24 protein-coding genes, 1 tRNA gene and 2 pseudogenes are annotated in these 26,460 nt (G+C 64.2%); 14 read left to right on the top strand and 13 right to left on the bottom strand.

Annotation, left to right across the window (positions count from 1 at the left end; translation table 11 throughout):
• Positions 1–34 precede the first annotated feature (34 nt).
• Both B4394_RS20235 and B4394_RS20230 read right to left on the bottom strand, forming a co-directional pair.
• Positions 35–1,468 (bottom strand): annotated as a pseudogene (locus B4394_RS20235) (MMPL family transporter); the annotation flags it as partial.
• Positions 1,469–2,223: 755 nt separating this feature from the next.
• On the bottom strand, positions 2,224–2,421 hold the full coding sequence (locus B4394_RS20230; protein WP_078316144.1) for a helix-turn-helix transcriptional regulator: 198 nt from the start codon (positions 2,419–2,421) through the stop codon (positions 2,224–2,226).
• Positions 2,422–2,588: 167 nt separating this feature from the next.
• Here B4394_RS20230 and B4394_RS20225 point away from each other — a divergent pair, with 167 nt between their 5' ends.
• On the top strand, positions 2,589–3,758 hold the full coding sequence (locus tag B4394_RS20225) for a tyrosine-type recombinase/integrase (protein ID WP_078316082.1): 1,170 nt from the start codon (positions 2,589–2,591) through the stop codon (positions 3,756–3,758).
• A gap of 53 nt (positions 3,759–3,811) precedes the next feature.
• Here B4394_RS20225 and B4394_RS20220 read toward each other — a convergent pair.
• The 4 genes from B4394_RS20220 to ponA2 form a co-directional block, all read right to left on the bottom strand.
• Positions 3,812–3,885, bottom strand: a tRNA-Pro gene (locus B4394_RS20220).
• A 102-nt stretch (positions 3,886–3,987) separates the two neighbouring features.
• Positions 3,988–5,058, bottom strand: coding sequence for an L-cysteine desulfhydrase Cds1 (cds1, locus tag B4394_RS20215; RefSeq protein WP_078316081.1), 1,071 nt, complete (start codon positions 5,056–5,058; stop codon positions 3,988–3,990).
• A 1-nt stretch (position 5,059) separates the two neighbouring features.
• Positions 5,060–6,022 (bottom strand): metallophosphoesterase, encoded by a 963-nt coding sequence (locus tag B4394_RS20210; protein WP_078311673.1) that lies wholly within the window; start codon positions 6,020–6,022, stop codon positions 5,060–5,062.
• Between the two features lie 93 nt (positions 6,023–6,115).
• Positions 6,116–8,536, bottom strand: a complete 2,421-nt coding sequence (ponA2, locus tag B4394_RS20205; protein ID WP_139360335.1) for a transglycosylase/D,D-transpeptidase PonA2 — start codon at positions 8,534–8,536, stop codon at positions 6,116–6,118.
• Between the two features lie 258 nt (positions 8,537–8,794).
• Between ponA2 and B4394_RS20200 the strand changes: the two genes are divergently transcribed.
• Complete coding sequence (locus tag B4394_RS20200; RefSeq protein WP_078311587.1) at positions 8,795–9,112, top strand: WhiB family transcriptional regulator; 318 nt, start codon at positions 8,795–8,797, stop codon at positions 9,110–9,112.
• 77 nt (positions 9,113–9,189) lie between these two features.
• Here the strand turns inward: B4394_RS20200 and bagB are convergent, their stop codons facing one another.
• Entirely contained in the window at positions 9,190–10,311 is a 1,122-nt protein-coding gene (gene bagB / locus B4394_RS20195; RefSeq protein WP_078290131.1) for an ATPase BagB, read from the bottom strand.
• Positions 10,308–11,303, bottom strand: coding sequence for an ATPase BagA (gene bagA / locus B4394_RS20190; RefSeq protein ID WP_078311672.1), 996 nt, complete (start codon positions 11,301–11,303; stop codon positions 10,308–10,310). The genes bagB and bagA overlap by 4 nt, the downstream gene beginning before the upstream one ends.
• Positions 11,304–11,418: 115 nt before the next feature.
• On the opposite strand from bagA, the gene sp36 reads away from it, so the two are divergent.
• Genes sp36 through B4394_RS20175 form a run of 4 tightly spaced genes read left to right on the top strand, consistent with a single transcriptional unit; the run spans position 11,419 to position 13,690 of the window.
• Entirely contained in the window at positions 11,419–11,580 is a 162-nt protein-coding gene (sp36, locus tag B4394_RS25260; RefSeq protein WP_005063257.1) for a Sp36 family protein, read from the top strand.
• Entirely contained in the window at positions 11,577–12,050 is a 474-nt protein-coding gene (locus B4394_RS20185) for a RidA family protein (protein WP_078311586.1), read from the top strand. Before sp36 ends, B4394_RS20185 begins: the two co-directional genes overlap by 4 nt.
• On the top strand, positions 12,050–12,838 hold the full coding sequence (locus B4394_RS20180; RefSeq protein WP_078316080.1) for an MBL fold metallo-hydrolase: 789 nt from the start codon (positions 12,050–12,052) through the stop codon (positions 12,836–12,838). Before B4394_RS20185 ends, B4394_RS20180 begins: the two co-directional genes overlap by 1 nt.
• Positions 12,839–12,844: 6 nt before the next feature.
• Positions 12,845–13,690: a DMT family transporter gene (locus tag B4394_RS20175; RefSeq protein WP_078311584.1), complete on the top strand. Its 846-nt coding sequence runs from the start codon at positions 12,845–12,847 to the stop codon at positions 13,688–13,690.
• Between the two features lie 11 nt (positions 13,691–13,701).
• Here the strand turns inward: B4394_RS20175 and crp are convergent, their stop codons facing one another.
• Complete coding sequence (gene crp / locus B4394_RS20170; protein ID WP_078311583.1) at positions 13,702–14,376, bottom strand: cAMP-activated global transcriptional regulator CRP; 675 nt, start codon at positions 14,374–14,376, stop codon at positions 13,702–13,704.
• Between the two features lie 91 nt (positions 14,377–14,467).
• On the bottom strand, positions 14,468–14,806 hold the full coding sequence (locus B4394_RS20165; RefSeq protein ID WP_078311671.1) for a hypothetical protein: 339 nt from the start codon (positions 14,804–14,806) through the stop codon (positions 14,468–14,470).
• A 283-nt stretch (positions 14,807–15,089) separates the two neighbouring features.
• Between B4394_RS20165 and nth the strand changes: the two genes are divergently transcribed.
• From nth to marP, 4 genes are read left to right on the top strand one after another with little or no spacing between them, the layout of a single operon-like run.
• The gene (gene nth, locus B4394_RS20160) at positions 15,090–15,770 is read left to right on the top strand and encodes an endonuclease III (protein WP_078290137.1); all 681 of its coding nucleotides are present in this window, start codon (positions 15,090–15,092) and stop codon (positions 15,768–15,770) included.
• 1 nt (position 15,771) lies between these two features.
• A complete protein-coding gene (locus B4394_RS20155) occupies positions 15,772–16,425 on the top strand; it encodes a TlpA family protein disulfide reductase (protein WP_078311582.1) in 654 nt (217 codons plus the stop codon).
• A 3-nt stretch (positions 16,426–16,428) separates the two neighbouring features.
• On the top strand, positions 16,429–17,193 hold the full coding sequence (locus B4394_RS20150; RefSeq protein ID WP_078311581.1) for an NUDIX hydrolase: 765 nt from the start codon (positions 16,429–16,431) through the stop codon (positions 17,191–17,193).
• On the top strand, positions 17,190–18,455 hold the full coding sequence (marP, locus tag B4394_RS20145; protein ID WP_078311580.1) for an acid resistance serine protease MarP: 1,266 nt from the start codon (positions 17,190–17,192) through the stop codon (positions 18,453–18,455). Before B4394_RS20150 ends, marP begins: the two co-directional genes overlap by 4 nt.
• Here marP and B4394_RS20140 read toward each other — a convergent pair.
• Positions 18,429–19,391 (bottom strand): alpha/beta fold hydrolase, encoded by a 963-nt coding sequence (locus B4394_RS20140; RefSeq protein ID WP_078311579.1) that lies wholly within the window; start codon positions 19,389–19,391, stop codon positions 18,429–18,431. The genes marP and B4394_RS20140 overlap by 27 nt on opposite strands.
• A gap of 32 nt (positions 19,392–19,423) precedes the next feature.
• Positions 19,424–19,948: a phage holin family protein gene (locus B4394_RS20135; protein WP_078316079.1), complete on the bottom strand. Its 525-nt coding sequence runs from the start codon at positions 19,946–19,948 to the stop codon at positions 19,424–19,426.
• A 271-nt stretch (positions 19,949–20,219) separates the two neighbouring features.
• Between B4394_RS20135 and B4394_RS20130 the strand changes: the two genes are divergently transcribed.
• Entirely contained in the window at positions 20,220–20,915 is a 696-nt protein-coding gene (locus tag B4394_RS20130; RefSeq protein ID WP_078311577.1) for a chymotrypsin family serine protease, read from the top strand.
• A 27-nt stretch (positions 20,916–20,942) separates the two neighbouring features.
• Here the strand turns inward: B4394_RS20130 and B4394_RS20125 are convergent.
• A pseudogene (locus B4394_RS20125) lies at positions 20,943–22,777 on the bottom strand (acetate--CoA ligase).
• A 185-nt stretch (positions 22,778–22,962) separates the two neighbouring features.
• Between B4394_RS20125 and B4394_RS20120 the strand changes: the two are divergent.
• Genes B4394_RS20120 through B4394_RS20110 form a run of 3 tightly spaced genes read left to right on the top strand, consistent with a single transcriptional unit; the run spans position 22,963 to position 26,457 of the window.
• On the top strand, positions 22,963–24,582 hold the full coding sequence (locus B4394_RS20120) for a peptide ABC transporter substrate-binding protein (protein WP_078311575.1): 1,620 nt from the start codon (positions 22,963–22,965) through the stop codon (positions 24,580–24,582).
• Complete coding sequence (locus B4394_RS20115) at positions 24,579–25,550, top strand: ABC transporter permease (RefSeq protein WP_078311574.1); 972 nt, start codon at positions 24,579–24,581, stop codon at positions 25,548–25,550. The genes B4394_RS20120 and B4394_RS20115 overlap by 4 nt, the downstream gene beginning before the upstream one ends.
• A complete protein-coding gene (locus tag B4394_RS20110; RefSeq protein ID WP_078311573.1) occupies positions 25,543–26,457 on the top strand; it encodes an ABC transporter permease in 915 nt (304 codons plus the stop codon). Before B4394_RS20115 ends, B4394_RS20110 begins: the two co-directional genes overlap by 8 nt.
• Positions 26,458–26,460 lie beyond the last annotated feature (3 nt).

The raw sequence follows: 26,460 nt of genomic DNA, 5'->3' as shown, positions 1-26,460 counted from the left end.
TCGGAAGGGGGTGTTTCAGGTCTTGCAGGAGCCGTCAGCCGACGATGGGCTCACCACGTCGCGGGGCTGTTGGTTTGGTGGGCCACCAGCTGGCTTCGCGTAACAGTGTGGCGATAGCGGGCACGGTGAGGGTGCGCACGAGGAAGGTATCGAGCAGCAATCCGAAGCCGATGATGAGGCCGGCTTGGATCATGATGGCGACTGAGCCGACCATGAGGCCGAACATGCTGGCCGCGAATATCAGACCAGCTGAGGTGATGACGGCTCCGGTGTTTGCCACGGTGCGCAGGACGCCGACGCGGATGTTGGTCCCGGATTCTTCGCGGAGCCGTGAGACGAGCAGCATGTTGTAGTCGGCGCCGACGGCGACGAGGATGATGAATGCCAGTAATGGTACGGGCCAAGCGATTTCGTAGCCCAGTCCCCATTGGAATACCACAACGCCGATGCCGAGCGAAGCGAGGTAGTTGAGCACGACGGTGCCTAGTAGGTAGAGCGGTGCCAGGAGTGCGCGCAGCAGTAGGACCAGGATGACGCCGACGATGATTATGGTGGCGACGGCCAGTTGTGCGAAGTCGGCCCATAGGAATCGTTGGATATCGGAGTTGACGGCGGGGAAGCCGGCGACGGATACGGTGGCGTCGGCGAGCGACGTGTTGGGTCGTGCGGTGTTGGCGGTGTCGGTGATGCGGCTGGCGAGCTCCATGGCTTCGACGCTGTAAGGGTCGTGGCTGCTTTCGATCATGAACCGCGCGGTCTTGCCGTCCGGTGAGAGGAATTGCTTGGCAACGTCGGTGAATTGCCGGTTCTCGAATGCATTAGCGGGCAAGTAGAAACCGCTCGAGGAGTCGGAGTCCGCCGCTGCGCGTGAGGAATTCTGTAGTTGGGTGGCGATCTGGCTCATGCCGGACAGCATTTCGATGTTGCTGTCGGCCAGGGTGCGGACACCGGTCGCGAGTGCTTGAGCGCCGGAGGCCAGCTGTCCGATTCCCTCCTGTAGTCGGCGGAGGTTGGTGGCCAGGTCGTCGGGATCACCCAGGGCTCCGAATGCCTTGTCCAGCGAGGCGACTGCGTTCTGGACGTTGGCGAGGGTGCCACCAACGGTGGCATTGGTCGCGGGATCGTAGCGGTCCCCGAGGTCGGCGATCTGGTCGAAGAATCCGCTGTCGCGCAGGCTGACCAAAATCTTCACCTGGTCACGAATTTGGGCGCACTGCGGGGTGGCGGCACACCACGGTGAGGTGTTGAGCGCGCCCACGAGTGGATCGAGCTGGGTGATCGCGTTCTGCGCCTGGTTGGCCAGCGGTCGCAGTCCTGGGCCGGATTGGATGGCTTGGTCGACGGCGGGGGCGGTGGCGGAAAGTTGTTGCAGCAGTGGGCGGAACTGGTTGACCTGAGTTCCCGCGGATTGAGCTTGGGTGAGGATTCCGGCCAGTGGCGCGAGGGCGGTGCGCACCGTGCCATCGATCAGATCGACCAGCATGCGCGTCGTCGTGCTCTTGGCGCTGCCCTGTTCGGCGAAGAGTGCCAACACAGGATGCGGGACATCGCACTGGACGAGCGCGGCGACGAGCACCGCGAGGAGGACGGGTCGGTCCTCGACGTTGATGTTGACGAAATCCCACAGTCGATCCAAATCACCCACCGACGGCAGTGGCATCGCGGCCGTCAGCTTGCTTCGCAAGAAACGAACCGGGGCGGAATCGGTGACAGTCCACCGTCCCTGGCCGATGCGGATCACCTTGCCGTCAGGTCGTCCAGTATCGATGTAGTTGATACCGTCCAGTTCTGCGACGCGCAGATACAACTTCTCCGGAGCCTTGATGGCGGCCATGCCTTCGAGGATCAACGTGGCGTCAGTGAGTGCCTGGCCGACGGCGACAGTGCCGGTGTCGCGGAAGTAGCGCGAGGCGAGTTCGGCTCGCAGGCCGGCCTTGCCGGCGCGTAGCAGCATCGCCAGGTGCGGCCGCGTGCGTTCGGCGCCGAAGGGTTCACCGTCCTCGGAGACGCCGAGGCAATATCGCTCTTGGGCCATCTCCACCAGCCGAACGGCAACGGACTTTTTGTCGGTCTCGGCCCTGGCACTCAATGCTTTTCCCGCCTACGAAGCTTCTGAAGGCGGGCATGGCAGGTTATTCTCATGAGGAGTCCTCCGGTTGAGCGATCGGGTGGTTCGAATGAAAGACCTCGGCTAGGACCCGGGGTCTTTCTCAATTGCGGATCTCACGCGGCGTCGCCGCCTCCACGCCGAGTTGCAATTTCTTGCTCCGAGATCCACCGCAGCACCTCGTCGCGGCGGTAGACGACGCGGCGGCCCAAGGCAAAACTGGCAGGCCCGATATCGCAGTGGCGCCAGTAGCGCAGGGTCCCGACGGGGACGCCGATGATTTCCGAAACCTGTTTCGCGTTCAGTAGATCCATCTGATGCTCCTCAAAGGTGTGTTCTGTCAACGAATCCAACGCTGGTGGTGGCGCCCCGTATTTGTCCACCACTACCCTGCAGATCACTTGCAAATTGACTCCAGCCGAACGGTTTCGTCGGCTGTCGGTAGTCGATGTGAAACTGGGCACCAAGGGAGGTGGCTCACATGCAGCGACGAAACCGCCGCGCGGGCGTCGAGGACAGGTGGCGTCGATCAGACGGAAGCCCTTCCGCGCGCAGTGGTAGGGGACGCCGGTGGTTGGCCCGGTATGTGGACGACCAGGGTGGAGAGAACACGCGGTCATTCGAACGCAAGGTCGATGCGCAGGCCTTTCTCAACGAGATCACTGCCGCCCAGACGATCGGCACCTATGTCGCGCCGAAAGCGGGCCGCATCACCGTCCGCGAGGTGCATACCAAATGGCTTGGGACGCAGAGCCATTTGAAGGAGACCACGGTCGCGACACGCGCGTTCGCCTGGTCGGGCTACGTGGAAGGACGGTGGTCCGCCGTTGCGGTGGCCGACGTGCAGTCGTCGGACATCAGAGCGTGGGTGCAGGAACTGGCGGCCGGCGGAGCCAAGCCCGCCACCATCGAGAACGCGCTTAGCGTCTTGCGCCAGATCCTCGAGATGGCCGTCGAGGACCGCCGGATCCCCCGGAATCCGTGCACGGGAGTGAAGTCGCCGCGACGACAGCACCGATCGCGGGGCTATCTGACGCACCAGCAGGTGGAGCTTCTGGCATGCGAGGTTGGCGAGTACGCCACCGTTGTCCGATTTCTCGCTTACACCGGGTTGCGTTGGGGCGAGATGGCAGCGCTGCGGGTGGAGTCATTCGACATGTTGCGTCGCCGGGTCAACATCCGCGAGGCAATCGCCGAGGTCAACGGACGGGTGGTGTGGTCCACGCCGAAATCCCATGAACGTCGCTCGGTGCCCTTCCCGGCGTTCCTCGCCAAGCTGCTGGCCGCGCAAATGATCGGCAAAAAGCGTGAGGACTTGGTGTTCACATCACCAGGGGGAGCGCTGCTCCGAGTGTCGACCTGGCGGCCGCGAGTCTTCAACGTGGCTGTCCAACGCCTCCAGGAAGCAGACCCGGCGTACCCCACCGTCACGCCCCATGATCTCCGTCATACGGCGGCATCCCTGTCGATCAGTGCGGGGGCCAACGTGAAGGCGGTCCAAACGATGCTCGGACACGCGTCTGCGGTCCTCACCTTGGATACCTATGCCGACCTGTTCCCGGACGACCTGGAGCAGGTTTCGGTTGCACTAGATGCGGCGCGCATGCGGTCTTTGGCAGCCACTGCGGACCAGCTGCGGACTGAGAAGTAAGAAGGCCCCGACCGAATCTCCCGGTCAGGGCCTCTCACCTGCGATCCTGCGAGTCGGGGTGGCGGGATTCGAACCCACGACCTCTTCGTCCCGAACGAAGCGCGCTACCAAGCTGCGCCACACCCCGCTTTGAAGCCACGCAAGGGTATCGCATCGAGGCCGTCGGTCGCGAATGCGTTGAATCGCGGGCGTGAAAACAGGATGTGACGTGCCCTTATTGTCTCGAGGTTTAACCCCACCGGCCGGTGTCCTCGAACTCGGCCAGACGCTGTGACGGCTCCTTTAGATCGAAGCCCTGCTCGGCGACCCAGCCGTCGTTGAAATAGGTGTCGGCATACCGATCGCCGGTGTCGGCCAGCAGTGTCACCACTGACCCGGGGACACCATCACGTGCCATCTCAGAAATGAGCCGGAACGCGCCGCAGAGGTTGGTTCCCGTCGACGCCCCCACTCGACGGCCCAGCACTCTGCTGGCGTGTCTCATCACCGCCACCGAAGCGGCATCGGGTACCTGTTCCATGCGGTCCACCACGGTCGGCAGGAACGAGGATTCCACCCGGGGGCGTCCGATGCCCTCGATGCGCGACGAAATACCTGTCACCACTTCATGTCCCGCTATGTATGACGGGTAGAAGGCCGAGTTGTCGGGATCCACCACGCACAATTGGGTGGGGTAGCGCCGGTACCGGATGTACCGCCCGATGGTCGCGCTGGTGCCGCCGGTGCCCGCGCCGACCACGATCCACGTTGGCAGCGGGTGTTTTTCGTGATGCATCTGGTTGAAGATCGATTCGGCGATGTTGTTGTTGCCGCGCCAGTCGGTCGCTCGTTCGGCGTTGGTGAACTGGTCCAGATAGTGTCCGCCGGTCTCGTCGGCGAGTCGCTGTGCCTCGGCGTACACCTGCTGTGCCTCATCGACGAAATGGCAACGGCCACCCTGAGACTCGATCAAGGCGATCTTGCTGGGGCTCGTCGAGGCGGTCATCACCGCGATGAACGGCAACCCCAGCAGTTGCGCGAAATAGGCCTCGGAGACGGCGGTCGAACCGGAGGAGGCCTCCACGATCGTGGTGCCTTCCCTGGTGAACCCGTTGCATAGCGAGTACAGGAAAAGTGAACGCGCTAAACGATGTTTGAGGCTCCCGGTGATGTGCGTGGACTCGTCCTTGAGATACAGCTGCACATCCACGGTGTCGGCCCAGGCCGCAGGCAACGGATATCGCAGCAAGTGGGTGTCGGCGCTACGGCGGGCGTCCGCCTCGATCAACCGGACCGCGTTATCGGCCCACGCACGGCTCACGTCACTGCGCGGTGGCGCTGGGCAGCCGGTCGCCGGATTCGGCGTCCGCCCCTTGGCCGCGGATGCGTGCGGGCACCAGTGTCAGCAGCGTCGCCTCCGGGCGGCAGAAGAACCGCATGGGCGCGAACGGTGATGTCCCGATACCCGCCGACACGTGCAGCTGCATGTGCGAACCCCACTGCGACGGGCCTTTCACCCGGGACCGATCCAGCTCGCAGTTGGTGACGATGGCACCGTAGAACGGCAGGCACAGTTGGCCGCCGTGAGTGTGGCCGGCCATCACCAGCTGGTAGCCATCCTCGGCGAAGCGATCCAGCACTCGCGGCTCTGGCGAATGAGTCAGGCCGAGTCGCAGAGTGGCCAGCGGATTCGGCATTCCGGCGATGGTGTCGTAGCGGTCCCGGTGCAGATGTGGGTCGTCTACGCCAGCAGCCGCGATCCGCACCCCGGCGACCTCCAGCTCGTGACGAGTGTGGGTCATGTCGTGCCAGCCACGCTCGGTGAACGCGGCGCGCAGATCCTGCCACGGCAGTGGTTCGCCGTGCGTGCGCTCGTCGCTCTTGTAGAGGTACTTGGCCGGATTCTTCAGCCGCGGGCCGAAGTAGTCGTTGCTTCCGAAGACGAAAAGCCCCGGGATCGACAACAAATCACCGAGTGCCTGGACAACCGAGGACACCGCCCTGGGGTGGGCCAGGTTGTCGCCGGTGTTGATCACCAAGTCCGGCTGCCATTGCGCGAGCTCGCGCAACCAGGCCTGTTTGAGGCGCTGACCGGGCCGCATATGGATGTCGCTGATGTGCAGCACGCGCAGCGGGGAGGCACCGGGATCGAGTACATCCATCGTCGCTTCACGGATGGTGAACGCGTTGCGTTCGATGATCGAGGCGTACCCGATACCAAGCGCGGCCGAACCTGCCGAGTACGCCGCGGCCCGCTTGATAACCGTGTTGAACGACGTGTTCATCATCCGAGAGTAACTCCGAAAGCTGAGTGGCCCCTGATCACCGGCGCGAAACGTGGCGAATTTCTCGTCGTGGATGATCCCCCGCGCGCTAGATCACGGGGGCGGCGCGAGCACCGGCACGGTGATCGGCGGCAAGCCGGGAATGTTGACGACCGTGGTGGTCATCTCGCCTGGTGGGCCGCCAAAGCCCGGAATGACGATCGGCGGCGGCGCCGGCGGGATGCCGTTACTCAACAAGATGGTGATGGTGGAGCCGGGGATGGTGGTCCCGGACGGGCTGGTGCCCACGACCTCGTTGAACGGCGCGGTGCTGTTCACGACGCTGGCCTGATCTGCCACCTTGAAGCCGGCCTTCTTGAGGGCGTCACGCGCCTCGCTCTCGCGCAACCCGTTGATGCTGGGCACCTTGGAGCCCGGGCCTCCTTCGACATACCGCGGTTCAGTGGGCGGTAGGGCGGTGGGGCCGTAGTTCTCGGCAATCGGCTTCATGGCCTCGAACCAGGCCCGTGCCGGCTCGTTGCCGCCGTACAGGTTTCCGTCGCCGCACTTGCGCAGCGGGAACGAGCACAGATCGCCCGGGCTGGTGGAGTCATCGAAGATGTAGCTCGCCCCGGCCAAGTTGTTGGTAAAGCCCAGGAACGCCGAAGACCGATGTGCCTCAGTGGTTCCCGTCTTACTGGACAACGGCAGGCCCCAGCCGACCGAACCTGCCGAGCCTGCGGCGGTGCCGCCGGGCTGGTCGTCCTTGCTCAGGGCGTTCGCGAGAGTGTTGGCCAATCCGGTGGGCACCACCTGCTCGCACGACTCGGTGGTCGTCGGCACCTCTTTGCCGTGGCGGTCGAAGACCTTGTCGATGGGATTGGGCGGGCACCACTTGCCGCCCGAGGCCAAAGTGGCTGCCACATTGGACAGTTCGAGGGCATTGACCTGGATGGGGCCCAGCGTGAACGAGCCCAGGTTGTACTTTTTGATGTAGTCGGCCAGGCTCTCGTCGCCCTCGGGATCATAGGGTTTGGCGGTGCCCGCCTGCGCGTAGGAACGCATGCCCAGCTTCACGGCCATATCGACCGCCTTGGACACGCCGATCGACTGAATAAGCTTGGCGAAGGCGGTGTTTGGTGAGGTCGCCAGGGCGTCGGTCACGCTCATCTGCCCGCGGTAGTTGCCGACGTTTTTGACGCACCAGGTGTCCTTGGGGCAGCCCTTGGTGCCATCGCTGCTGCCGAGGCCCTTGGCCGCAAAGGTGGGCGGCACGTCGAGCACGGTGTTGATACCCATGCCCATATCCATGGCCGCGGCGATCGTGAAGATCTTGAAGATCGAGCCGGCGCCGTCGCCGACAAGCGAGAACGGCTGCGGCTGCATGGTCTCGTTGGTCGCGCCATCCAGACCGTAGGTGCGACTCGAGGCCATCGCCAGGATGGGGTGGCTAGTCTGCCCGGGTTTGATGACGCTCATGACGTCGGCAACGCCGTTGAGGCCCGGATCGGCGACGTGCGAGACCGCCTGTTTCACCGAGTTCTGCACGTCGGGGTCCAGGGTGGTGCGGATGAGGTAGCCGCCCTTCATCACCTGGTCCTTGCTGATCCCGGACTTGGCCAGGTAGTCGAGCACGTAATCGCAGAAGAACGCACGGTCACCGGCGGCGATACAACCGCGTGGCAGTTCGTTGGGCTGGGGCAGTACACCCAGGGGCTGTACCCTGGCGGCCACGAGTTCGGCCTTCTTCTCGGGGGCGTTGGCGATCATGGTGTCGAGCACCAGGTTGCGGCGCGCCAGCGCGCGCTCGGGATTGACGTAGGGATTCAGCCCGGAGGTGGACTGCACCATGCCCGCCAACAGCGCCGCCTGCTGCCAGTTCAGGTCCTTGGCGTCGACCCCGAAGTAGGTCTGTGCGGCGTCCTGCACGCCGAAGGAGTTGTTACCGAAGGACACCAGGTTCAGGTACCGGGTCAGGATCTCCTGCTTGGTAAAGGTGCGGTCCAGCCGCAGCGCCATCCGGATCTCGCGCAGCTTGCGCGCGGGGGTGGTCTCGATGGCTGCCTTGCGTTCGGCGTCGGTCTTGGCCACCACCAGCAGCTGGTAGTTCTTCACATACTGCTGCTCGATGGTCGAACCACCGCGCGTGTCCTCGTCGCCGGAGGCGTACCCGGCCAGACCGCCCAGCGTGCCCTTCCAGTCGACACCGTTATGCGAGGTGAACCTTTTGTCCTCGATGGACAGCAGAGCCAGCTTGATGGTGTCGGCAATCTGGTCGGCGGGCACCTCGAAACGCCGCTGTGTGTAGAGGTACGCAATCTTGTTGCCCCTGGCGTCCTCGACCGTGGTGACCGCGGGTACCTCACCCTCGAGCAGCTGGGTGGAGCCGTTGGCCACCACATCGGATGCCCGATTGGATGCGAGCCCGAATCCGCCCGCAAGGGGGAACATCAGCCCGGCCAAGACCACCGCCGCGATAAGCCCGCAGCCCGCGAGCTTGGCGAGGGTCACCGTCTCGGGCGGGCGTTCTGACATACGCACAGGGTAACTGGCGTCCCCGGGGGGTGTCTGCGGGTAGTTGATCGGTAACGCGGGGCTCCGAAAGGGCGATGAAAAGACGTTGTCGGCACAACCGTCCCAAAAAATTCGGATCAGGTGTTGCGTTGGAGATCCCTGACCACTAGCTTGATCTCACGGTGTGATTCAAGTTACACACCGAGCGGACTGTGGCCCACGCCTCTTGTGGGCCACTAGTGACAGAAGGGATAACCCGTGTCAGCTTCAAGGCCTGCCATGAGTGCTTTACATACAGTGGGATCGATCGATGGTGGAGAAGCACGCATTGCCTGGGTTTCGCAGGCCAGATGCAGACAAGGCGACCCTGACGAGTTGTTCGTCCGCGGAGCGGCACAGCGCAAGGCCGCAGTCATCTGCCGGCATTGCCCGGTGATGATGGAATGTGGTGCCGACGCCCTGGATAACCGGGTGGAATTCGGCGTATGGGGCGGACTGACCGAACGGCAGCGCCGCGCGATGCTCAAAGCTCACCCCGAGGTCGAGTCCTGGGCGGACTTCTTCGCCGCGCAGCGCAAGCACAAGAGCGCCGTCTAACACTTAGCGCCGAGCGCGCGCTCAGGCCCGCCGATCCGCGAGGATTGGAGCACCTGAGTGCGCGCTCGTTGCGTTTTTTAGGAAGCGACGCCGGTGATCTGATCGGCGATGGCGCGCAGCGCGTCCACATCGGAGACATCGAACGGGAGCGAGGGCACTCCGACGATCGGGACCGTGGGGTTGGCACTCGTGAACCGCGACAGCAGCCGGATTTCCCGCTTGGCGGTCGCCGCGCGCTCGGCATGAACCCGCAGCACCGCTCCGGGCAGGCTGTACTCGCCCGATTCCTCGAGATTGTCCGCGACATCGATGGCGCGCTCGACGGTCAGGCTCGACAGCGTGGGGTGGGTGCGGTTGAGGATGAGGCCCGCCAGCGGCATGCCCTCTTGGCTCAGCCGCTCGACGAAGAAGGTCGCCTCACGCAGCGCATCGGGTTCGGCGGCCGACACCACGACGAACTGAGTGCTGCGCCGGCGCAGCAGTTCGTAGGTGCGGTCGGCCTTCTCGCGGAAGCCTCCGAACGTGGAGTCCAGTGATTGCACGAACAGGGAAGCATCGGAAAGCAATTGCGATCCGAGCACCGTCGACAGCGCCTTCATCGCCAGCCCGACGGCTCCGGTGACGATCCGGCCCAGGCCGCGGCTGGAGCCCAGCAGCATCTTCCAGAGGCGTCCATCCATGAAGCTGCCCAACCGCTTTGGCGCGTCCAGGAAGTCAAGGGCATTGCGGGATGGTGGTGTGTCCACCACGATCAGGTCCCATTTATCTTCGTGGAGAAGCTGTCCCAGTTTCTCCATGGCCATGTATTCCTGCGTGCCCGACATGGAAGTGGCGACGGTCTGATAGAACTTGTTGTCCAGAATCGATTGTGCGCGATCGGATCCCGCGTGCTGGACCACCAGCTCGTCGAAGGTGCGACGCATGTCCAGCATCATCGCGTACAGCTCGCCCTTGATGCCTTCGACGTGCACCTGTTGCGGGGTGTTGCCCAGTGCCTCGATGCCCAGCGACTGGGCCAACCTGCGTGCAGGGTCGATGGTGAGCACCACGACGGTGCGGCCGTACTCCGCGGCACGGAGTGCGACCGATGCGGCGGTGGTGGTCTTGCCGACACCGCCTGCGCCGCAGCAGACCACGACGCGATTCTTGCGATCTTCCAGGATGGCCGCCATGTCCAAGACGGCAGGTGTGTTGCTCATCGGACTCCCTGCTCGGCCAGGCTCTCGGCCAGTTCGTAGAGGCTGCCTAGGTCGACGCCGTCGGCCAGCGTGGGTAATTCCAGTCGAGGTATCTGCAGCTCGCCAAGCAGCTCTTCGCTCTCGGCGCGCGCACGCATCCGTGTCGCGTGCTCGATCGTCTCGGTAAGCAGACCGGCGAAGTCCGCGTCGGAGAGAGTTACGTTGTTATCGGTCAATGCCTTACGCACCGCGTCGGCGTCGATGACGCCCTCGGCGGCCTTATCCAGATCGGCGGGCGAGAGGTGTGGCACCACGGTTCGGTTGACGATGACGCTGCCGATCGGCAGGCCCATCTCGCTCAGTTCCGCGATGGCCTCGGCGGTTTCCTGCATGGGCAGCGCCTCAAGCAGGGTCACCAGGTGGATGGCCGTCTGGTCCGAGTGCAGCAGCTTGCGCACTCCCTCGGACTGGGAGTGGATGGGGCCGCCCTTGGCGATATCGGATAGTGCCGACGTCACATCGAGGAAGCGGGCGATCCGGCCGGTGGGCGGTGCATCGACCACGACGGCGTCGTACACATGCCGCCCGGACTTATCGACGCGGACGATGCACTCCTTGATCTTTCCGGTCAGGATGACGTCCCGCAGACCCGGCGCGATGGTGGTGGCGAACTCAATGGCGCCGATGCGCTTCATCGCACGCCCGGCCAGTCCGAGGTTGTAGAACATCTCGAGGTACTCCATGAACGCCGTTTCGATCTCGACGGCGAGGGCATTCACCGCCCCGCCGCCCTCGGCGGTGGCGATCTTGAGTTCCTTGGGTGCCAGTGGAGGTACGTCGAAAAGCTGGGCGATGCCCTGCCGGTTTTCGACCTCGACCAGCAGTACCTTGCGGCCGCCCGCGGCCAGCGCAAGGGCCAGCGCCGCGGCGATGGTGGACTTTCCCGTCCCGCCCTTGCCGGTCACAAAGTGCAGTCGCGCATTCGCGACTCGTGCGGGCCAGGCATCTGACAAGGGCCCCGCCGCCGCATCGCTGGGGGAGTCAGGGGAAGTGTTCACCACGCACGCATGCTAACTGTCCATGATCGAGCCGATGTCAGAACGTCTGTGCTTGTCTAGGGTTGCGTGTATGACCGAACGCACCGCATGGGAGTACGCCACCGTCCCGCTGTTGACACATGCCACCAAGCAGATCCTGGATCAGTGGGGAAGTGACGGCTGGGAGCTGGTGAGCGTGCTACCCGGACCCACCGGTGAACAGCACGTCGCCTACCTGAAGAGGTCGAAATGAGCACCCATAGCGCCCGGCTCGCCGAGCTCGGAATCGAACTGCCCGCCGTCGCAGCGCCCTTGGCCGCGTATCAACCCGCGGTGCGCAGCGGCAACCACGTCTACACCTCGGGGCAGCTGCCCATTGTGGACGGCAACCTGGTCGCCGCGGGCAAGGTGGGCGCCGAGGTCACGCCGGAGGATGCCAAGGCACTGGCCCGTACCTGTGCCCTCAATGCTGTCGCCGCGGTGGACGCGCTCGTCGGGATCAACAACGTCGTGAAGGTGGTCAAGGTCGTCGGATTCGTCGCCTCGGCACCTGGGTTCACCGGCCAGCCTGGTGTGGTGAACGGAGCATCGGAGCTGCTAGGCGACGTGTTCGGGGATGCCGGTGTGCACGCGCGCTCGGCCGTGGGTGTTGCGGAGCTGCCGATCAACGCCCCGGTGGAGGTGGAGATCGTGGTGGAAGTCAGAGCGGAAGCCTCCGCCTGATGACCCATCCCGCCTACGGGCAACTGCGTCCGGTCACCGAGACCGCTTCGGTGCTGCTGGCCAACAACCCGGGGATGATGACGCTCGAAGGCACCAATACCTGGGTGCTGCGCGCGCCGGGCAGCGACGAGGTCGTCATCGTCGACCCTGGTCCGGGTGTCGCCACCGGTGACCCCGATGTGCACGTCGAGGAGCTGGCGAAGATCGGCAAGGTGGCTCTGGTTTTGGTGAGCCATCGGCATTTCGATCACACCGGTGGTGTCGACCGTCTGGTCGAGCTGACCGGTGCGCCGGTGCGTGCCGCGGACCCGGCGTGGCTGCGCGGCGATTCGGTGGCGCTGTCCGACGGTGAGCGCATCGACGTCGCGGGATTGTCGATCTCGGTGCTCGCCACCCCCGGGCACAGCGATGATTCGGTGTCCTTCGTTCTGGATGACGCGGTGTTGACCGCCGACACCATCCTCGGGCGGGGCACGACCGTCATCGCACAGGACGGAGGCGGTCTGGGCGACTACCTGGAATCACTGAAACGCCTCGAGGGCCTGGGCAGGCGCACCGTGCTGCCCGGCCACGGTCCGGAGCACGGTGATTTGTCGGCGATCTCGGCCGAGTACCTGGCGCACCGCGAGCAGCGTCTTGACCAGGTGCGCGGGGCGCTGGCCGCATTGGGTGAGCATGCCTCGGCCCGGCAGGTTGTCGAGTTCGTCTACACCGACGTGGACCCGTCGCTGTGGGGCGCCGCCGAATGGTCGGTGCAGGCGCAGCTGGACTACCTGCGCGCTGTTTAGTCAGCGGTGAACCCCATCCCATTGGCCCTCGCGGGGTCGCTCAGCTGGGGCATCAGTGACTTCATTGGCGGGCACGCGAGCAAGCGGCGTTCCACGCTCGCCGTGCTTGCGCTGAGCCGGCCCGTCGGGCTGGCCGTGGTGAGTTTGGTGGCTGTGCTTACCGCGTCTACGCATTTCGACGGCCGCACGCTGCTGGGAACGCTTTCCGGCCCAGCAGCTTTCACGGCTCTCTACGCGTTGTATCGCGCGCTTGCCATCGGTCCGATGGGGGTCGTCTCGCCCATCGCGGCGGTGGGCGCAGTGGTACCGGTCATCTGGGGCGCGATGATCGGACAGTCACTCTCGGGGCTGACATATCTGGGGCTGGCCGGCACACTCGTCGGCGTCATGTTGGCCTCTGCCTCGCAGGGCTTGGATGGACAGCGCCCGGGGCGACAGGTGCTGGTGTGGTCGTTCTTCTGCATGGTGATGTTCGGGGTCTGCATGATCCTGCTGGCCGAGGCAGGCCGGCATCACCCCGTTGAGGCGGTGGTGGTTTCCCGCGCCACCGAGGTGATGCTGATCCTGGTACTGGGGGCGTTCAACTGGACGAGCCTGCGGCGGAACCTGCGCCCGCCGTTCGGGGTGGTGCCCTTCGCAGGGGTGCTGGACACGTCCGCGATCCTGCTCTTCACGTACGCCTCATCGCGCGGAAGCCTGGGTGTGGCGGCGGTGCTGTCCTCGCTGTACCCAGTGGTGACAGTGCTTATCGCCCGCGTGGTGCTCCATGAGCGGCTCAGCCGGATTCAACAAGCCGGTGCGGTGTTGACGCTGGTGTGCGTCGCGGTGGTGGCGTTCAGCGCGTCACGCTGATGCACGAACCGCTAGCGCGCGCGGCGAGCCAGACGCTCCGAATCGGAGATCAGGACGCTCTTGCCCTCCAGCCGGATCCAGCCGCGGTGCGCGAAATCGGCCAGCGCCTTGTTCACGGTCTCGCGGGACGCACCCACCAGCTGAGCGATCTCTTCCTGCGTCAGGTCGTGCGTCACGCGCAGCGAGCCGCCCTCCTGAGTGCCGAACCGCTGGGCCAGCTGTAGCAGCTGCTTGGCGACGCGACCGGGCACATCGGTGAAGATCAAGTCGGCGAGATTGTTGTTGGTGCGGCGCAGGCGGCGAGCCAACACGCGTAGTAGCTGCTCGGCGATCTCCGGACGGTCGCCGATCCAGGCGCGCAACGCGTCCCGGTCCATCGACACCGCGCGCACCTCGGTGATGGTGGTGGCGCTGGACGTCCGGGGCCCGGGGTCGAAGATCGACAGCTCACCGAACATGTCCGACGGGCCCATGATCGTCAGCAGGTTCTCACGGCCGTCGGGTGACCGGCGTCCGATCTTCACCTTGCCCGTGATGATGATGTACAGACGGTCGCCAGGCTCGCCCTCGGCGAACACCGTGTGCCCGCGCGGAAAGTCAACCGGCTGCAGCTGCTTCGTCAGCGCCGAGATGGCACTCGGTTCGACACCCTGGAAGATTCCGGCCCTGGCCAGGATCTCGTCCACGTTTGCCCCTTACCCAAATTCGTTGGTCATGCTTGCGCTGGCCTGCTCGACATGAGTCTAGAGGCCAAGTCGCTAAAGAACGTGATCCAAGCTACACCGCTGCCCCACCGGCACGCAGTGAATCCACCACCGAATGCCGTGAGCGCATGGAGGGCACACCCTCGTCACGCAGGCGATTCATGGACAAACCGTTGACTCGTGGCTGGTTATAGCCGTTTGTGGTGGCCTCGTACACCGCTTCCAACGACGGCTCGATGCGTTGCAACTGACGCTGGTGCAAACCCTCGATGGCCGACGGCATGCCGTCACGGGCGAGCCGATTCATATCCGATGGACTTGCTTGGTCCAGGAAATCGGCGACCTCACTTGGCTGCAAGGTATGCCGCATCAACCCGGCTTCCAGCCTGCCCAGCCCAAGGCTGGCAAGCATGAGAAGTCCGGGTACCAACAAACCGAATAGGCCCGACACGGGTTGAAGTAAACACGCCCAAGATCTCGACGAGGTCACGAAAAACAACCGGTTTGTCCTGCGCAAGGGTGCAATCGGTGGACGTGCTCGCCCCTGCGGTGTCGCAAGCTCCCGCTACCCTGGGCTTGTGTCTGTGACCGGATCGGCCTCTAAGCCCAGAGCGAAATCGACGGCGAAGACGTCAGCCCCGGTCCGGGCCGGGAAGACCGAGACGCACACGGGACTGGTCCGTCGTGCGCGACGGATGAATCGAACTCTGGCGCAAGCATTTCCACATGTTTACTGCGAACTGGATTTCACCACACCGCTGGAATTGACGGTCGCCACCATCTTGTCGGCGCAATGCACCGACGTTCGGGTCAACATGGTGACCCCCGCATTGTTCGCCAAGTACCGCACGGCGGAGGACTACGCCGGGGCCAACCGGACCGAACTCGAAGAAATGATCCGCACCACCGGCTTCTACCGGAACAAGGCGAACTCGATCATTGGGCTGGGAACCCAGCTGGTGGAGCGATACGGCGGCGAGGTGCCGCCGCGCCTGAAGGACTTGGTCACCCTGCCCGGCATTGGCCGTAAGACGGCAAATGTTGTCCTGGGCAACGCCTTTGATATCCCGGGCATTACCGTCGACACGCATTTTGGACGGCTGGTTCGGCGTTGGGGGTGGACCGAGGAAGAAGACCCGGTCAAGGTCGAGCACATTGTCGGCGAGCTCATCGAGCGCAAGGAATGGACCCTGCTCAGTCACCGGGTGATCTTCCACGGCCGGCGCGTATGCCATGCCCGCAAGCCGGCCTGCGGGGTGTGCACCCTGGCCAAGGATTGCCCGTCGTATGGGCTGGGCCCGACAGATCCGGAGCTGGCGGCCGCGCTGGTGAAGGGCCCGGAAACCGAGCACTTGCTGGCCTTGGCCGGGTTGTGACGTGGCTCGGCTCAGCACCGGGGCACGGTGGACGATCGTCGGGGTGGTGCTGGTCGCCGCGCTGATCACTGTCATGTTGTCGCAACAACACGATGAGCGGCAGCGCGGGCCGCGGGGCCAGGAAGCTGTCGCCGCCCGGGAACGCCGAGACGCCGATACCCCCGAGGCCCTGGCGGAACTGCGCCGCCAGGCCCAACTGCCGCCCTGTCCGGCCGCTGGTAGCGCCCCGGGCATGCCGGAACTGGCCGGGATAACTCTGGAATGCAGTGGGGTCAGCGTGCCGGTCGGTGCCGCGCTCGCCGGGCGTCCGGTGGTGCTGAACCTGTGGGCTTACTGGTGTGGTCCGTGTGCCGATGAGCTGCCGGCGATGGCCGAGGTGCAGCGCCGCGCGGGCGACAAGCTGACCGTTGTGACGGTGCACCAAGACGAGAATGAGGCCGCCGGGCTGGCCAAGCTGGCCGAGCTCCACGTCCGGCTGCCGATGATCCAGGATGGAGCCCGCCGAATCGCGGCCGCGCTGAAGTCACCGAATGTCATGCCCACAACAATTTTGATTCGTGCGGACGGTAGCGTTGCCCGAGTGCTACCGCGTTCGTTCACTTCGGCGGATGAGATCGGTGCCGAGGTGGAGCAAGCGTTGGGAGTGAGGTTCTAGGTCGTGACTGCCGATGAGCCGCTTGCGCGAAGAGGATTGGCGACGGCGCCGTTGACGCCCGGCGCCGCTCCTGACTGGATGCGACCGCTGGTGGACAACGCCGCGGGTGTCAAAGATATCTACGGCCGAGGCGTGCACCCCGCGATCAAGGCGGTGCTTCGGGCGCGCAAGCTGCCTTCCTCCGGGCGTCCGGCGGCGGTTTTAGTGCTGGTATCCGCCGACGGAACGGTCACCGACCCCACCGAGGCAGATCTGTTGCTGACGGTGCGGGCATCGACCTTGCGTCAGCACAGCGGCCAGGTGTCGTTTCCCGGCGGCGCCACCGATCCCGGTGACGGGGGACCGGTGGGAACGGCATTGCGTGAGGCGCACGAGGAGACGGGGCTGGATCCCGTCCGGGTGCAACCGCTGACGGTGATGGAGCCGCTCTTCATTCCTCCGTCCGGTTTTCACGTCTCGCCGGTGCTTGCGTATTCACCCGATCCAGGTCCGGTCCTCGCCGTCGATCCGGGCGAGACCGCCGAGGTTTCGCGCGTGAAGATCGGCGACCTCGTCAATCCGGCAAATCGGATCATGGTGACCAAGAAGACTTTTGGTATTCGTTACAGCGGCCCGGCCTTCTTGCTTCCGGGGATGCTGGTGTGGGGTTTCACCGGGCAGATCATCGCGGCGATGCTGGAAGTGTCCGGCTGGGCGCAGCCGTGGGACACTCGTAACCTTCGTGATCTTGATGAGCTACTGGCCGAGCACCTGGGAGGGTCGGTATGAACCTGAATCCATCGCAGTGGCTTGATATCGGCGTCATCGCTGTCGCATTCATCGCGGCGGTGTCCGGATGGCGTTCCGGCGCATTGGGTTCCCTGATGTCCTTCGTCGGAGTGATTCTGGGCGCGGTGGCGGGCGTCATGCTCGCTCCGCATGTGGTGGGCAACCTGGATGGAGCGCGCACCCGACTGTTCGCCTCACTCTTGCTCATCCTCGTGCTGGTGGTCATCGGTGAGGTCGCCGGCGTGGTGCTGGGCCGGGCCATGCGCGGTGCCATCAAGAATCGGGCGTTGCGCGCCGGTGATTCGGCGGTGGGGGTGGTGCTGCAGGTAGCGGCCGTACTGGTGGCCGCATGGCTGCTGTCCATCCCGATGCAAAGCTCGAATCAGCCGAATATCGCTGCGGCAGCACGTGAATCGAAGGTGCTCAGCCAGGTCGACAAGTACGCCCCGGACCAACTCCGCAAGGTGCCCAACGATCTGTCGAAGCTGTTGGACACCTCTGGGGTCACCAGTGTGCTGCAGCCGTTCGGCAAGACCCCCATTGCGGCCGTTGATGCGCCGGATTCATCACTGGTTGATGGTCCGGTGGTGCGCGGAGCCGAGCCGAGCGTCGTCAAGATCAAGGGTATTGCCCGCAGCTGCCAAAAATCGCTTGAGGGAACCGGATTCGTCATCGCCCCGCACCGCGTGATGTCGAATGCCCACGTGGTGGCCGGCACGAACAGTGTCACCGTGGAGTCGGCGGGGCAGACCTTCGACGCCAGCGTGGTGGCCTACGACCCCAGCGCGGACATCTCGATCCTCGCCGTTCCGGATATGCCGGCGGCGCCGCTGGTCTTCGCGCCCAAGCCTGCCAAGACCGGGGATGATGCCATCGTGCTGGGCTACCCGGGCGGTGGGAACTACAAGGCGACCCCGGCGCGGGTCCGCGAGATCATCGAACTGAATGGCCCAGACATCTACCGGTCCACCACGGTCACCCGCGAGGTGTACACCGTCCGGGGCTCGGTGCTCCAAGGCAATTCGGGCGGTCCGCTGATCGACACGGAAGGTCGGGTGCTCGGCGTGGTCTTCGGGGCGGCCATCGACGATGACGACACCGGATTCGCGCTCACCGCCAAACAGGTCAAGGATCAGCTCGCCAAGGCCGATCTTGTCGAGCCCGTCGGTACTGGCAGCTGCATCTCCTCGCCGGAGGCCAACAAGTCGCCGGAGCAGCCCGTCAATGGGCCGCAGTCACCGGCGCCCAATAAAGCCCCGTAGGTGTTCGTTGACGGTGGCGGGATCTTCCTCGTGGCCGTAGTGACCCACCCCGCGCAGTGCGGCGAACTGTCCGTGGGGTGCGAATCGCAGTGACCGGTGCACCGGGTCGGCGAGCACGTACGGATCGGTATCGCCGCGCATGTGGAGCACGGGGACGGACAGTTCGCGGTTCATCGAGCGCATGAAACGCCAACCTTCGCTGCGTAATTGGCTGCGCACCGCCCACCGCTGATACTCCAGCGCGCAATGGGCCACCCCCGGGATGGAGATCGCGGTGCGCAGCTGCTTCATGGTCTCGGTGAAATCCTCGGTGGTGGTCCACTGTGCGCCGGCCCGCGAGCGCACCAGATGTTCCAGCTCGGCACCGTGATGACGTGTCAGGGTGCGCTCGGGAAGGATCGGCACCTGGTAGCGCATCAATGAAGGCAGTAGCGCCCCACCCTGCCCGGTTCTGCGGAATGTGGCGGTGCGCAGCGCGATCGGGTGCGGTGAGCTCACCACTGCGATGGCATCGACAAGCCGGGGATGCAGGTTGGCGGTGGCCCAGCAGACCAGACCGCCCTCGGCATGCCCGACGAGCGTGGCCGAGGTGTGGCCCAGCGCGCGAATCAATCCGGCGGTGTCGCCGGCCAGTGTCCATCCGTCGTATCCGCGCGGTGGTTTGTCGCTGCCCCCGTAGCCGCGCAGATCGACGGCCACCACGCGGGCGTCCGTCAGTTCGCGAAGCTGATGGCGCCACGACCACCAGAAGGAGCCGAATCCGTGCAGCAGCAGTACGAGCGGTCTGCTGGTGACGGCTACGGTCGGTGTGCTGGGGGCCTCGGCCTCCACCACGTGAAACCGAATTCCATTGGCATGCACGTCGAAATGACGCCATGGGCCGACGATGCGGACCACGGACGGGTCGGGGTGGCGGGCCGTCTGATCAAAGAGCATAGGTGTGTCGGTATCGAGCCGACGTGAATCAGTTACCAGCCCGACGGGTCTGCGGGCTTGGCCGACTCGGTCAGTGCGGGGGTCTCATCGTCTCGCGAGGTGAACACGGTCCGTGTCTCCTTGACGGAGGCGATGGTGTCACGCGGTCCACGGATTCGTCTGACCTGGAGGAAACCGATCAGCACCGCCAGGACGGCGACGAACACCATGGCGGCGAAGATGATCAGATAGGCGGCCCAAGCGGGCAGCCAGATCTTGAGAATCTCGGCAGCGAAAAAGAAGAAGAAGAACGTCGAGTAGAACAGCACGACGAGGGCCGCGATGAAGAAGATGCTGCCCGCAACGCCCTTCTTGACGTCCCGGACGACCTCGGCGCGGGCCAGCTCCACCTCGGCGCGCACCAGGGCAGAAACCTGGGTGGTGGCGTCACGGACGAGATTGCCGATGGTGGGTTCGCCGGTGCCGGTCGCGTTCGGATCGGACAGCGGAATGGCGGCGACGGTGATCGGAACACCATTGCTGTCTGTGCGGTAGTTGCGGCTTCCAGGGCTGCTCACTGTGCTCCCTCCGTGTCCCCTTGCGGGTCCGGTGTGATGTCGTGCGGCCTATGTTGCCACGTCGATGGCGCCGGGGTTGCGGCGCGTCTGACCGGGCGGCGTCGTTACCCAATCGATAACACTGTGACAGAAGTGACCAGTGTGAATCTTGTTTAGAATGGGTGGCAGGCATGGCCGACGGGGGAGAGATGCGGCCGGAATGAGAAAGGCTGCACCAATGAGCCGCATGCGTGAAGAGGCTAAGGCGCCGATGAGGTCATCTGGGCGGCGTATGCGATACGGGTTGTCGGTCCTGATCGCGCTGTTCGGCCTCGTCGCGGGCGTGATTCCGGCTGGCGCGGCCCCCGCGGCCGGCGCCGATGACAAGGTGCCCATGGGCGGTGGCGCCGGGCTGGTCATCAACGGCGACACCCTCTGCACGCTGACGACGATCGGTCACGACAACAAGGGCAATCTGGTGGGCTTCACCTCGGCCCACTGCGGTGGTGCGGGTTCGCAGGTGGCCTCGGAGGACTTTCCCAAGAAGGGTGTGCTCGGCAAGTTCGTCAACGGCAATGAGCAGTACGACTACGCGACCATCCAGTTCGATCCCGAGAAGGTGCAGCCGGTGAACACCTACAAGGGTTTCACCATCACCGGAATCGGGCCGGACCCGCAGCCCGGTGACATCGCGTGCAAGCTGGGACGTACCACCGGCAACTCATGCGGCGTGACCTTCGGGGCCGGAGCTGAGCCCGGCACATTCATCAATCAGGTCTGCGGACAGCCAGGGGACTCGGGTGCGCCGGTCACCGTGAACGGACAGCTGGTGGGAATGATCCACGGCGCTGCGACCAAGCTGCCGGTGTGCGTCATCAAATACATCCCGCTGCACACCCCGACCACCACATACTCGATCAACACCGTGCTGGCCGATATCAACGCCAAGAACCGCACCGCCGGAGTGGGTTACACCCCGGTGGGATAGCCCCCGGTCGTTGCGCTCGAGTCGGTCCTACTTGCTGGCTCTGATCGCCTCGAAGACGCTCGGGTCGACCAGTGTCGAGGTATCGCCCAGCTCGCGCCCCTCGGCCACGTCACGCAGCAGCCGCCGCATGATCTTGCCGCTGCGGGTCTTGGGCAGCTCGGGTACCACGTGAATCTCGCGTGGCTTGGCTATGGGCGAGATCTCCTTGGAAACCTGGGCTTTCAGGTGCGAGACGAGCTCGTCACCCTCGACGGTGTGGCTGGCCTTGAGAATCACGAACGCCACGATGGCCTGCCCCGTCGTCTCGTCGGTGGCGCCGACGACGGCGGCCTCGGCGACACCTTCGTGTCCGACAAGTGCGGATTCCACCTCAGCGGTGGAGATCCGGTGCCCGGAGATGTTCATGACGTCGTCGATGCGACCCAATACCCAGATGGCGCCGTCGCTGTCATAGCGTGCGCCGTCTCCGGCGAAGTACCAGCCTTTGTCGGCGTAGCGAGACCAGTAGGTCTCCTTGAAGCGCTCAGGGTCGCCCCAGATGCCGCGCAGCATGGACGGCCACGGCTGATCGAGCACCAGATAGCCGGTGACCGGTTCATCGAGATCATCGCCGAGCCGGTTTCGGTCTGCCACCAGGTGTCGACGATGGGGGTGCGGTTGCCGCCGATGACCTCGCGGTACCAGCGCCATGCCTCAGGGTTGATCGGCTCACCGACGCTGCCCAGCAGTCGCAGGCTCGACAGATCGTGTGCGAACGGGATGTCGCGCCCCCACTTCATGAACGTACGCACCAGCGTGGGAGCGATGTAATAGATGGTGACACCGTACTTTTCGATGATCTCGAAATGCCGGTGCTCGTTGGGCGAGGTGGGTGTGCCCTCGTAGACCACCTGAGTGGCGCCGTTGGACAGCGGGCCGTAGACGATGTAGGTGTGGCCGGTGACCCAGCCGATATCGGCTGTGCACCAATACACGTCGGTCTCGGGCTTGAGGTCGAAGATGTTGAAATGCGTGTACGAGGTCTGCGTCAGGAAGCCGCCTGAGGTGTGCACGATGCCCTTGGGCTTTCCGGTCGTCCCCGAGGTGTACAGCAGGAACAGCGGATGCTCGGAATCAAAGGATTCGGGCGTATGGGTGGTGTCGGCGTGAGCGACCGTCTCGTGCCACCACAGGTCGCGTTCCTGCGTCCAGTCGACGGGAATCTCGGTGCGGCGCACCACGAGAACATGTTCGACAGAACTTGGCTCGCCGCCCAGCGCTTCGTCCACGGCGGCCTTCAGCGGGGCAGCGGTGCCGCGCCGCCATTGGCCATCGGAGGTGATGACCAGCTTGGCCTGGGCGTCGTCGATGCGCGCCCGCAGCGCGGCGGCGGAGAATCCCGCGAACACCACCGAATGCATCAGCCCCAGCCGCGCACATGCCAGCATCGCCACGATCGCCTCGGGCAGCATGGGCATGTAGATGGCGACTCGGTCACCGGACACCAGGCCGAGCTCGGTCAGATAGTTGGCCGCCTGGCTGACCTGAGTCAGCAGCTCGGCGTAAGTGATGGTGCGGGTGTCGCCGGGCTCGCCCTCCCAGTGGATGGCGACGCGATCACCATTGCCGGCCTCCACGTGCCGATCGACGCAGTTGTACGCGACATTGAGCTTGCCGCCGACGAACCACTTCGCGAACGGCGCCCCGGACCAGTCGAGTACCTCACCGAAGGGCTCGCTCCAGTGCAGGCGGTTGGCCTGCTGCGCCCAGAACCCGAGTCGGTCTTCCTCGGCCGCCTGGTAGAGGTCGGCGGTCGCGTTCGCCGTCGCCACAAACTCCGGTGACGGCGGGTAGCGATCCGGTTCGGTGCTGATTTCGGTCATCTGATCTGGCCTTTCTGCCATAGACAGGTCCGCTTCGAAAGCCTAGTGGGCGGTCTTGATTACCGAGAAGTAATTGGGGTCGTCGTGCAGATCCGGGCGCGGCGGTGTGTCGATGAAGAGACATCGGCGTGATACCCGCCTATGGTTCGTCCTACCTATTTCAGCTACCGAAGGGAAGGGTGAGGATGAGGTTCCGCCGACTGGCCGTCGCGTTGCTCGTTGGTGTTGCCGCGATCCTTCCCGCCGGCTGCGGTGACCTCGTGACTCCGGCGCCGCCGGGCTACTTCAGCATGTACATCACCGAACCCGAGCACACCTTGGTACCGGGAAACACCACCGAGAATCAGGGTGGTCGGATCCTGCGCTCGCTATTTACCGCGCTGGTCGAGTTCAACAATGACACCGCCGAGGTGGAGTACACCGGGGTGGCCGAATCGATCACCAGTCACGACAACATCAACTGGACGATAAAGCTCAAGCCCGGATGGACATTCCACAACGGGGAACCGGTGATGTCCCAGTCCTATGTCGACGCATGGAATTACACCGCCCTGAGCACCAACGCCCAGGGCTCCTCGAGCTTCCTCGCCAATGTCGACGGGTTCGATGATCTGCAGGGTGACCCGAAGAACAAGATTCCACCGCGGGCGACACAGATGCGCGGATTGCATGTCGTGGATGACCTGACGTTCACCGTGCGGCTGAACACTCCGTTCGCGATCTACCCGATGACATTGGGGTACACCGCGTTTCTCCCGTTGCCCAAGGTCTTTTTTCAGGATCCGGCCAAGTTCGGGGTGCACCCCATAGGCAACGGCCCGTTCAAGGCAGACGGCGATTGGGTGCGCGGCGTCGGTTTCACGCTGAGTCGCTACGACCAATATGTAGGCCCGAAGAAGGCCAAGTCCAAGGGCTTGATCTGGCGCGTGTACACCGAGGGACTGACCGCGTACACCGATATGCAGGCCGGCGCCCTGGATATTCAGCTTGATCTGCCCGACTCCGCCTACGAGAACGCCAGGGCCGAATTCGGATCGGCCTTTTTGGAGCGGCCACGCCCGGACATCACCTCACTGGGCTTTCCGATGTATGACCCGCGGTTCGGTGATGTGCGTGTGCGCCAGGCGATTTCCATGGCCATCGATCGCGAGGCGATCACCCAGGTGATCTTCTCCGGCACTCGCACGCCCGCCACTTCTTACGGTTCGGCGGTGGTCTACGGGTACCGCAAGGGGGCCTGCGGAAAGCTGTGTGAGCTGCACGTCGACGAGGCCAACAAGCTGCTCGATGACGCTCATTTCGATCGGAGCAAGCCCATTGAGCTGTGGTACAGCTCGTCGAGCACCGGTGCGTTGTCGTGGGTGCAGGCCATCGGAAACCAGCTGCAGTCCAACCTGAAGGTGCCGTACATCCTCAAGAGCCTGCCGTGGTCGCAGTTCCTGCCGTTGCAGGACAGTAAGGGAATGACAGGACCTTTTCGGTCCGGCTGGGTGATGGATTACCCGTCGATCTACAACTTCCTTGAGTCGTTGTACGGCACGGTGGCGCTTCCTCCTGCCGGATCGAACTACGTGTTCTACAGCAATCCAGCGTTCGATGAGCTGCTGAGGCAGGGCAATAACCAACCGACCGTGGAGCTTGCCACCAAGGCGTATCAGAAGGCGGAGGACTTGTTGTTCAAGGATCTTCCGGCCGCCCCGCTGTTCTATGAGGTCAACCAGGCGGTGCATTCCAAGCGGGTGAGCAATGTCAAGATCGGCATCCAGGACTGCATTGAGTACGCCGATGTGGAGGTCGTGCAATGACCGCCAAACTCCTTGATGTCCGGCACTTGTGGCAGAACGCAGGCATGTTTCGCTACATCGTGAAGCGGCTGCTGCTGGCCATCCCGGTACTCATCGGCACATCTCTGCTCATCTACGCCCTGGTGTACGCGCTGCCGGGTGATCCCATTCGGGCACTGGCGGGTGACCGCCCATTCACGCCCGAGGTCATGGCGCAGCTGCGCGAGCGCTTTCACCTCAACGATCCGTTCTTGGTGCGGTACGGCAAGTACATCGTGGGCTTTCTACACGGTGACTTCGGTACTGACTTTCAGGAACGTCCTGTCGCGCATACCGTTGCACAACGCTTGCCGGTGACCTTGCGGCTCACGGTGGTGGCGGTGGTATTCGAGACGATCATCGGCATCACCGCCGGAGTGCTGTGTGCGGTGCGCCGGGGATCGTTCTACGACAACCTGGTCCTCGTCACCACAACCCTGTTGGTCTCGATGCCGGTGTTTGTGCTCGGCTTCTTGGCGCAGTACCTGTTCGGCTTCAAGCTTGGCTGGTTCCCCATCGCGGGAATCCGGGACGGCTGGTACAGCTTCCTGCTACCTGGACTGGTGTTGGCCTCACTGTCCATGGCCTATGTCGCTCGCCTGACCCGGACCTCGATGCTGGAGACCATGGATGCCGACTACGTCCGTACCGCCCGTGCCAAGGGCATCTCCGAATCGCGCATTCTGCTGCGGCACACGCTGCGTAACAGCCTGATTCCGGTGGTCACGTTCATCGGGGCAGATGTCGGGGCGCTGCTGGCGGGGGCCGTCGTCACCGAATCGGTGTTCAATATCCCCGGACTGGGGAGAGCGACATTCGACGCGGTCCGCAACCAGGAGGGTGCCGTGGTGGTGAGCATCCTGACGTTGATCGTCTTCTTCTACATCTTCTTCAATCTCGTCGTCGACATCCTGTATGCGCTGCTGGATCCGAGGATTCGCTATGAGTGACCCCATACACGCTCCGGGCCCGGTGTCGGGCCCCGACGCCGCTGCCGAATCGCTGGTGGAGCAGGCGGACCTCTGGGGTAATGCCTGGAAATACTTGCGCCGCAGCGGCTTCTTCATCACCGGGTCGATCCTGTTGACGATTCTGGTCTTGATGGCGTTGGCGCCACAGTTGTTCACCTTCGGGAAAGACCCCCGCGACTGTGACCTCTATCAGGCCCGTAAGGGGATCAGCGCGGCCCATTGGCTGGGAACGGACCTGCAGGGCTGCGACTACTACGCCAATGTGGTCTATGGAGCCCGGGTGTCACTGACGATTGGGCTGATCGCGATGATCGGTGTGCTGATCATCGGCGTCTTCGTCGGGGCGCTGGCGGGATATTTCGGGGGCATCGCGGACTCTGCTTTGTCTCGTTTGACCGATGTCTTCTATGGCATTCCCACGATTCTGGGCGGAATGATCCTGTTGTCCGTGGTGGGCCATCGGACCGTGTGGAGTGTCGCAGGTGCGCTGATTGTGTTCGGCTGGATGACCTCGATGCGGCTCGTGCGTTCCAGCGTGATGACCATCAAGCAGAGCGACTACGTCCAGGCCGCCATCGCGCTGGGAGCACCGACATGGCGAATCCTGCTGCGACACATACTTCCCAACGCGTTGGCGCCGGTCCTCGTGTACGCCACCATCGCGGTGGGTAGCTTCATCGCGGCAGAAGCCACGCTGACCTATATGGGCATCGGTCTGGAGTTGCCGGAGATATCGTGGGGGCTGCAGATCAATGACGGACAGTCCCGTTTTGCCACCACGCCACGACTGGTCATCGTTCCCGCCCTGTTCCTGTCGGCCGCCGTGCTGGGCTTCATCATGGTGGGCGACGCCCTCCGCGACGCTCTCGATCCGCGGAGGAGGTAGACG

The sequence above is a fragment of the Mycobacterium sp. D16Q16 genome (genome assembly GCF_002013745.1).
Lineage (GTDB): Bacteria > Actinomycetota > Actinomycetes > Mycobacteriales > Mycobacteriaceae > Mycobacterium.
The sequence above is the reverse complement of the archived record's forward strand: the minus strand, read 5'-3'. Positions and strand labels throughout refer to the sequence as shown.

What these genes read in the sequence shown, in the direction of transcription:
- B4394_RS20165 (WP_078311671.1), bottom strand. Translation starts at nt 14,806, where the DNA reads ATGCTTGCCAGCCTTGGGCTGGGCAGGCTGGAAGCCGGGTTGATGCGG.
- B4394_RS20130 (WP_078311577.1), top strand. Translation starts at nt 20,220, where the DNA reads ATGCGATACGGGTTGTCGGTCCTGATCGCGCTGTTCGGCCTCGTCGCG.
- B4394_RS20110 (WP_078311573.1), top strand. Translation starts at nt 25,543, where the DNA reads ATGAGTGACCCCATACACGCTCCGGGCCCGGTGTCGGGCCCCGACGCC.
- B4394_RS20120 (WP_078311575.1), top strand. Translation starts at nt 22,963, where the DNA reads ATGAGGTTCCGCCGACTGGCCGTCGCGTTGCTCGTTGGTGTTGCCGCG.
- B4394_RS20180 (WP_078316080.1), top strand. Translation starts at nt 12,050, where the DNA reads ATGACCCATCCCGCCTACGGGCAACTGCGTCCGGTCACCGAGACCGCT.
- sp36 (WP_005063257.1), top strand. Translation starts at nt 11,419, where the DNA reads ATGACCGAACGCACCGCATGGGAGTACGCCACCGTCCCGCTGTTGACA.
- B4394_RS20230 (WP_078316144.1), bottom strand. Translation starts at nt 2,421, where the DNA reads ATGGATCTACTGAACGCGAAACAGGTTTCGGAAATCATCGGCGTCCCC.
- B4394_RS20140 (WP_078311579.1), bottom strand. Translation starts at nt 19,391, where the DNA reads ATGCTCTTTGATCAGACGGCCCGCCACCCCGACCCGTCCGTGGTCCGC.
- marP (WP_078311580.1), top strand. Translation starts at nt 17,190, where the DNA reads ATGAACCTGAATCCATCGCAGTGGCTTGATATCGGCGTCATCGCTGTC.
- B4394_RS20185 (WP_078311586.1), top strand. Translation starts at nt 11,577, where the DNA reads ATGAGCACCCATAGCGCCCGGCTCGCCGAGCTCGGAATCGAACTGCCC.
- B4394_RS20200 (WP_078311587.1), top strand. Translation starts at nt 8,795, where the DNA reads ATGAGTGCTTTACATACAGTGGGATCGATCGATGGTGGAGAAGCACGC.
- bagB (WP_078290131.1), bottom strand. Translation starts at nt 10,311, where the DNA reads ATGAGCAACACACCTGCCGTCTTGGACATGGCGGCCATCCTGGAAGAT.
- ponA2 (WP_139360335.1), bottom strand. Translation starts at nt 8,536, where the DNA reads ATGTCAGAACGCCCGCCCGAGACGGTGACCCTCGCCAAGCTCGCGGGC.
- B4394_RS20210 (WP_078311673.1), bottom strand. Translation starts at nt 6,022, where the DNA reads ATGAACACGTCGTTCAACACGGTTATCAAGCGGGCCGCGGCGTACTCG.
- nth (WP_078290137.1), top strand. Translation starts at nt 15,090, where the DNA reads ATGAATCGAACTCTGGCGCAAGCATTTCCACATGTTTACTGCGAACTG.
- B4394_RS20115 (WP_078311574.1), top strand. Translation starts at nt 24,579, where the DNA reads ATGACCGCCAAACTCCTTGATGTCCGGCACTTGTGGCAGAACGCAGGC.
- B4394_RS20225 (WP_078316082.1), top strand. Translation starts at nt 2,589, where the DNA reads ATGCAGCGACGAAACCGCCGCGCGGGCGTCGAGGACAGGTGGCGTCGA.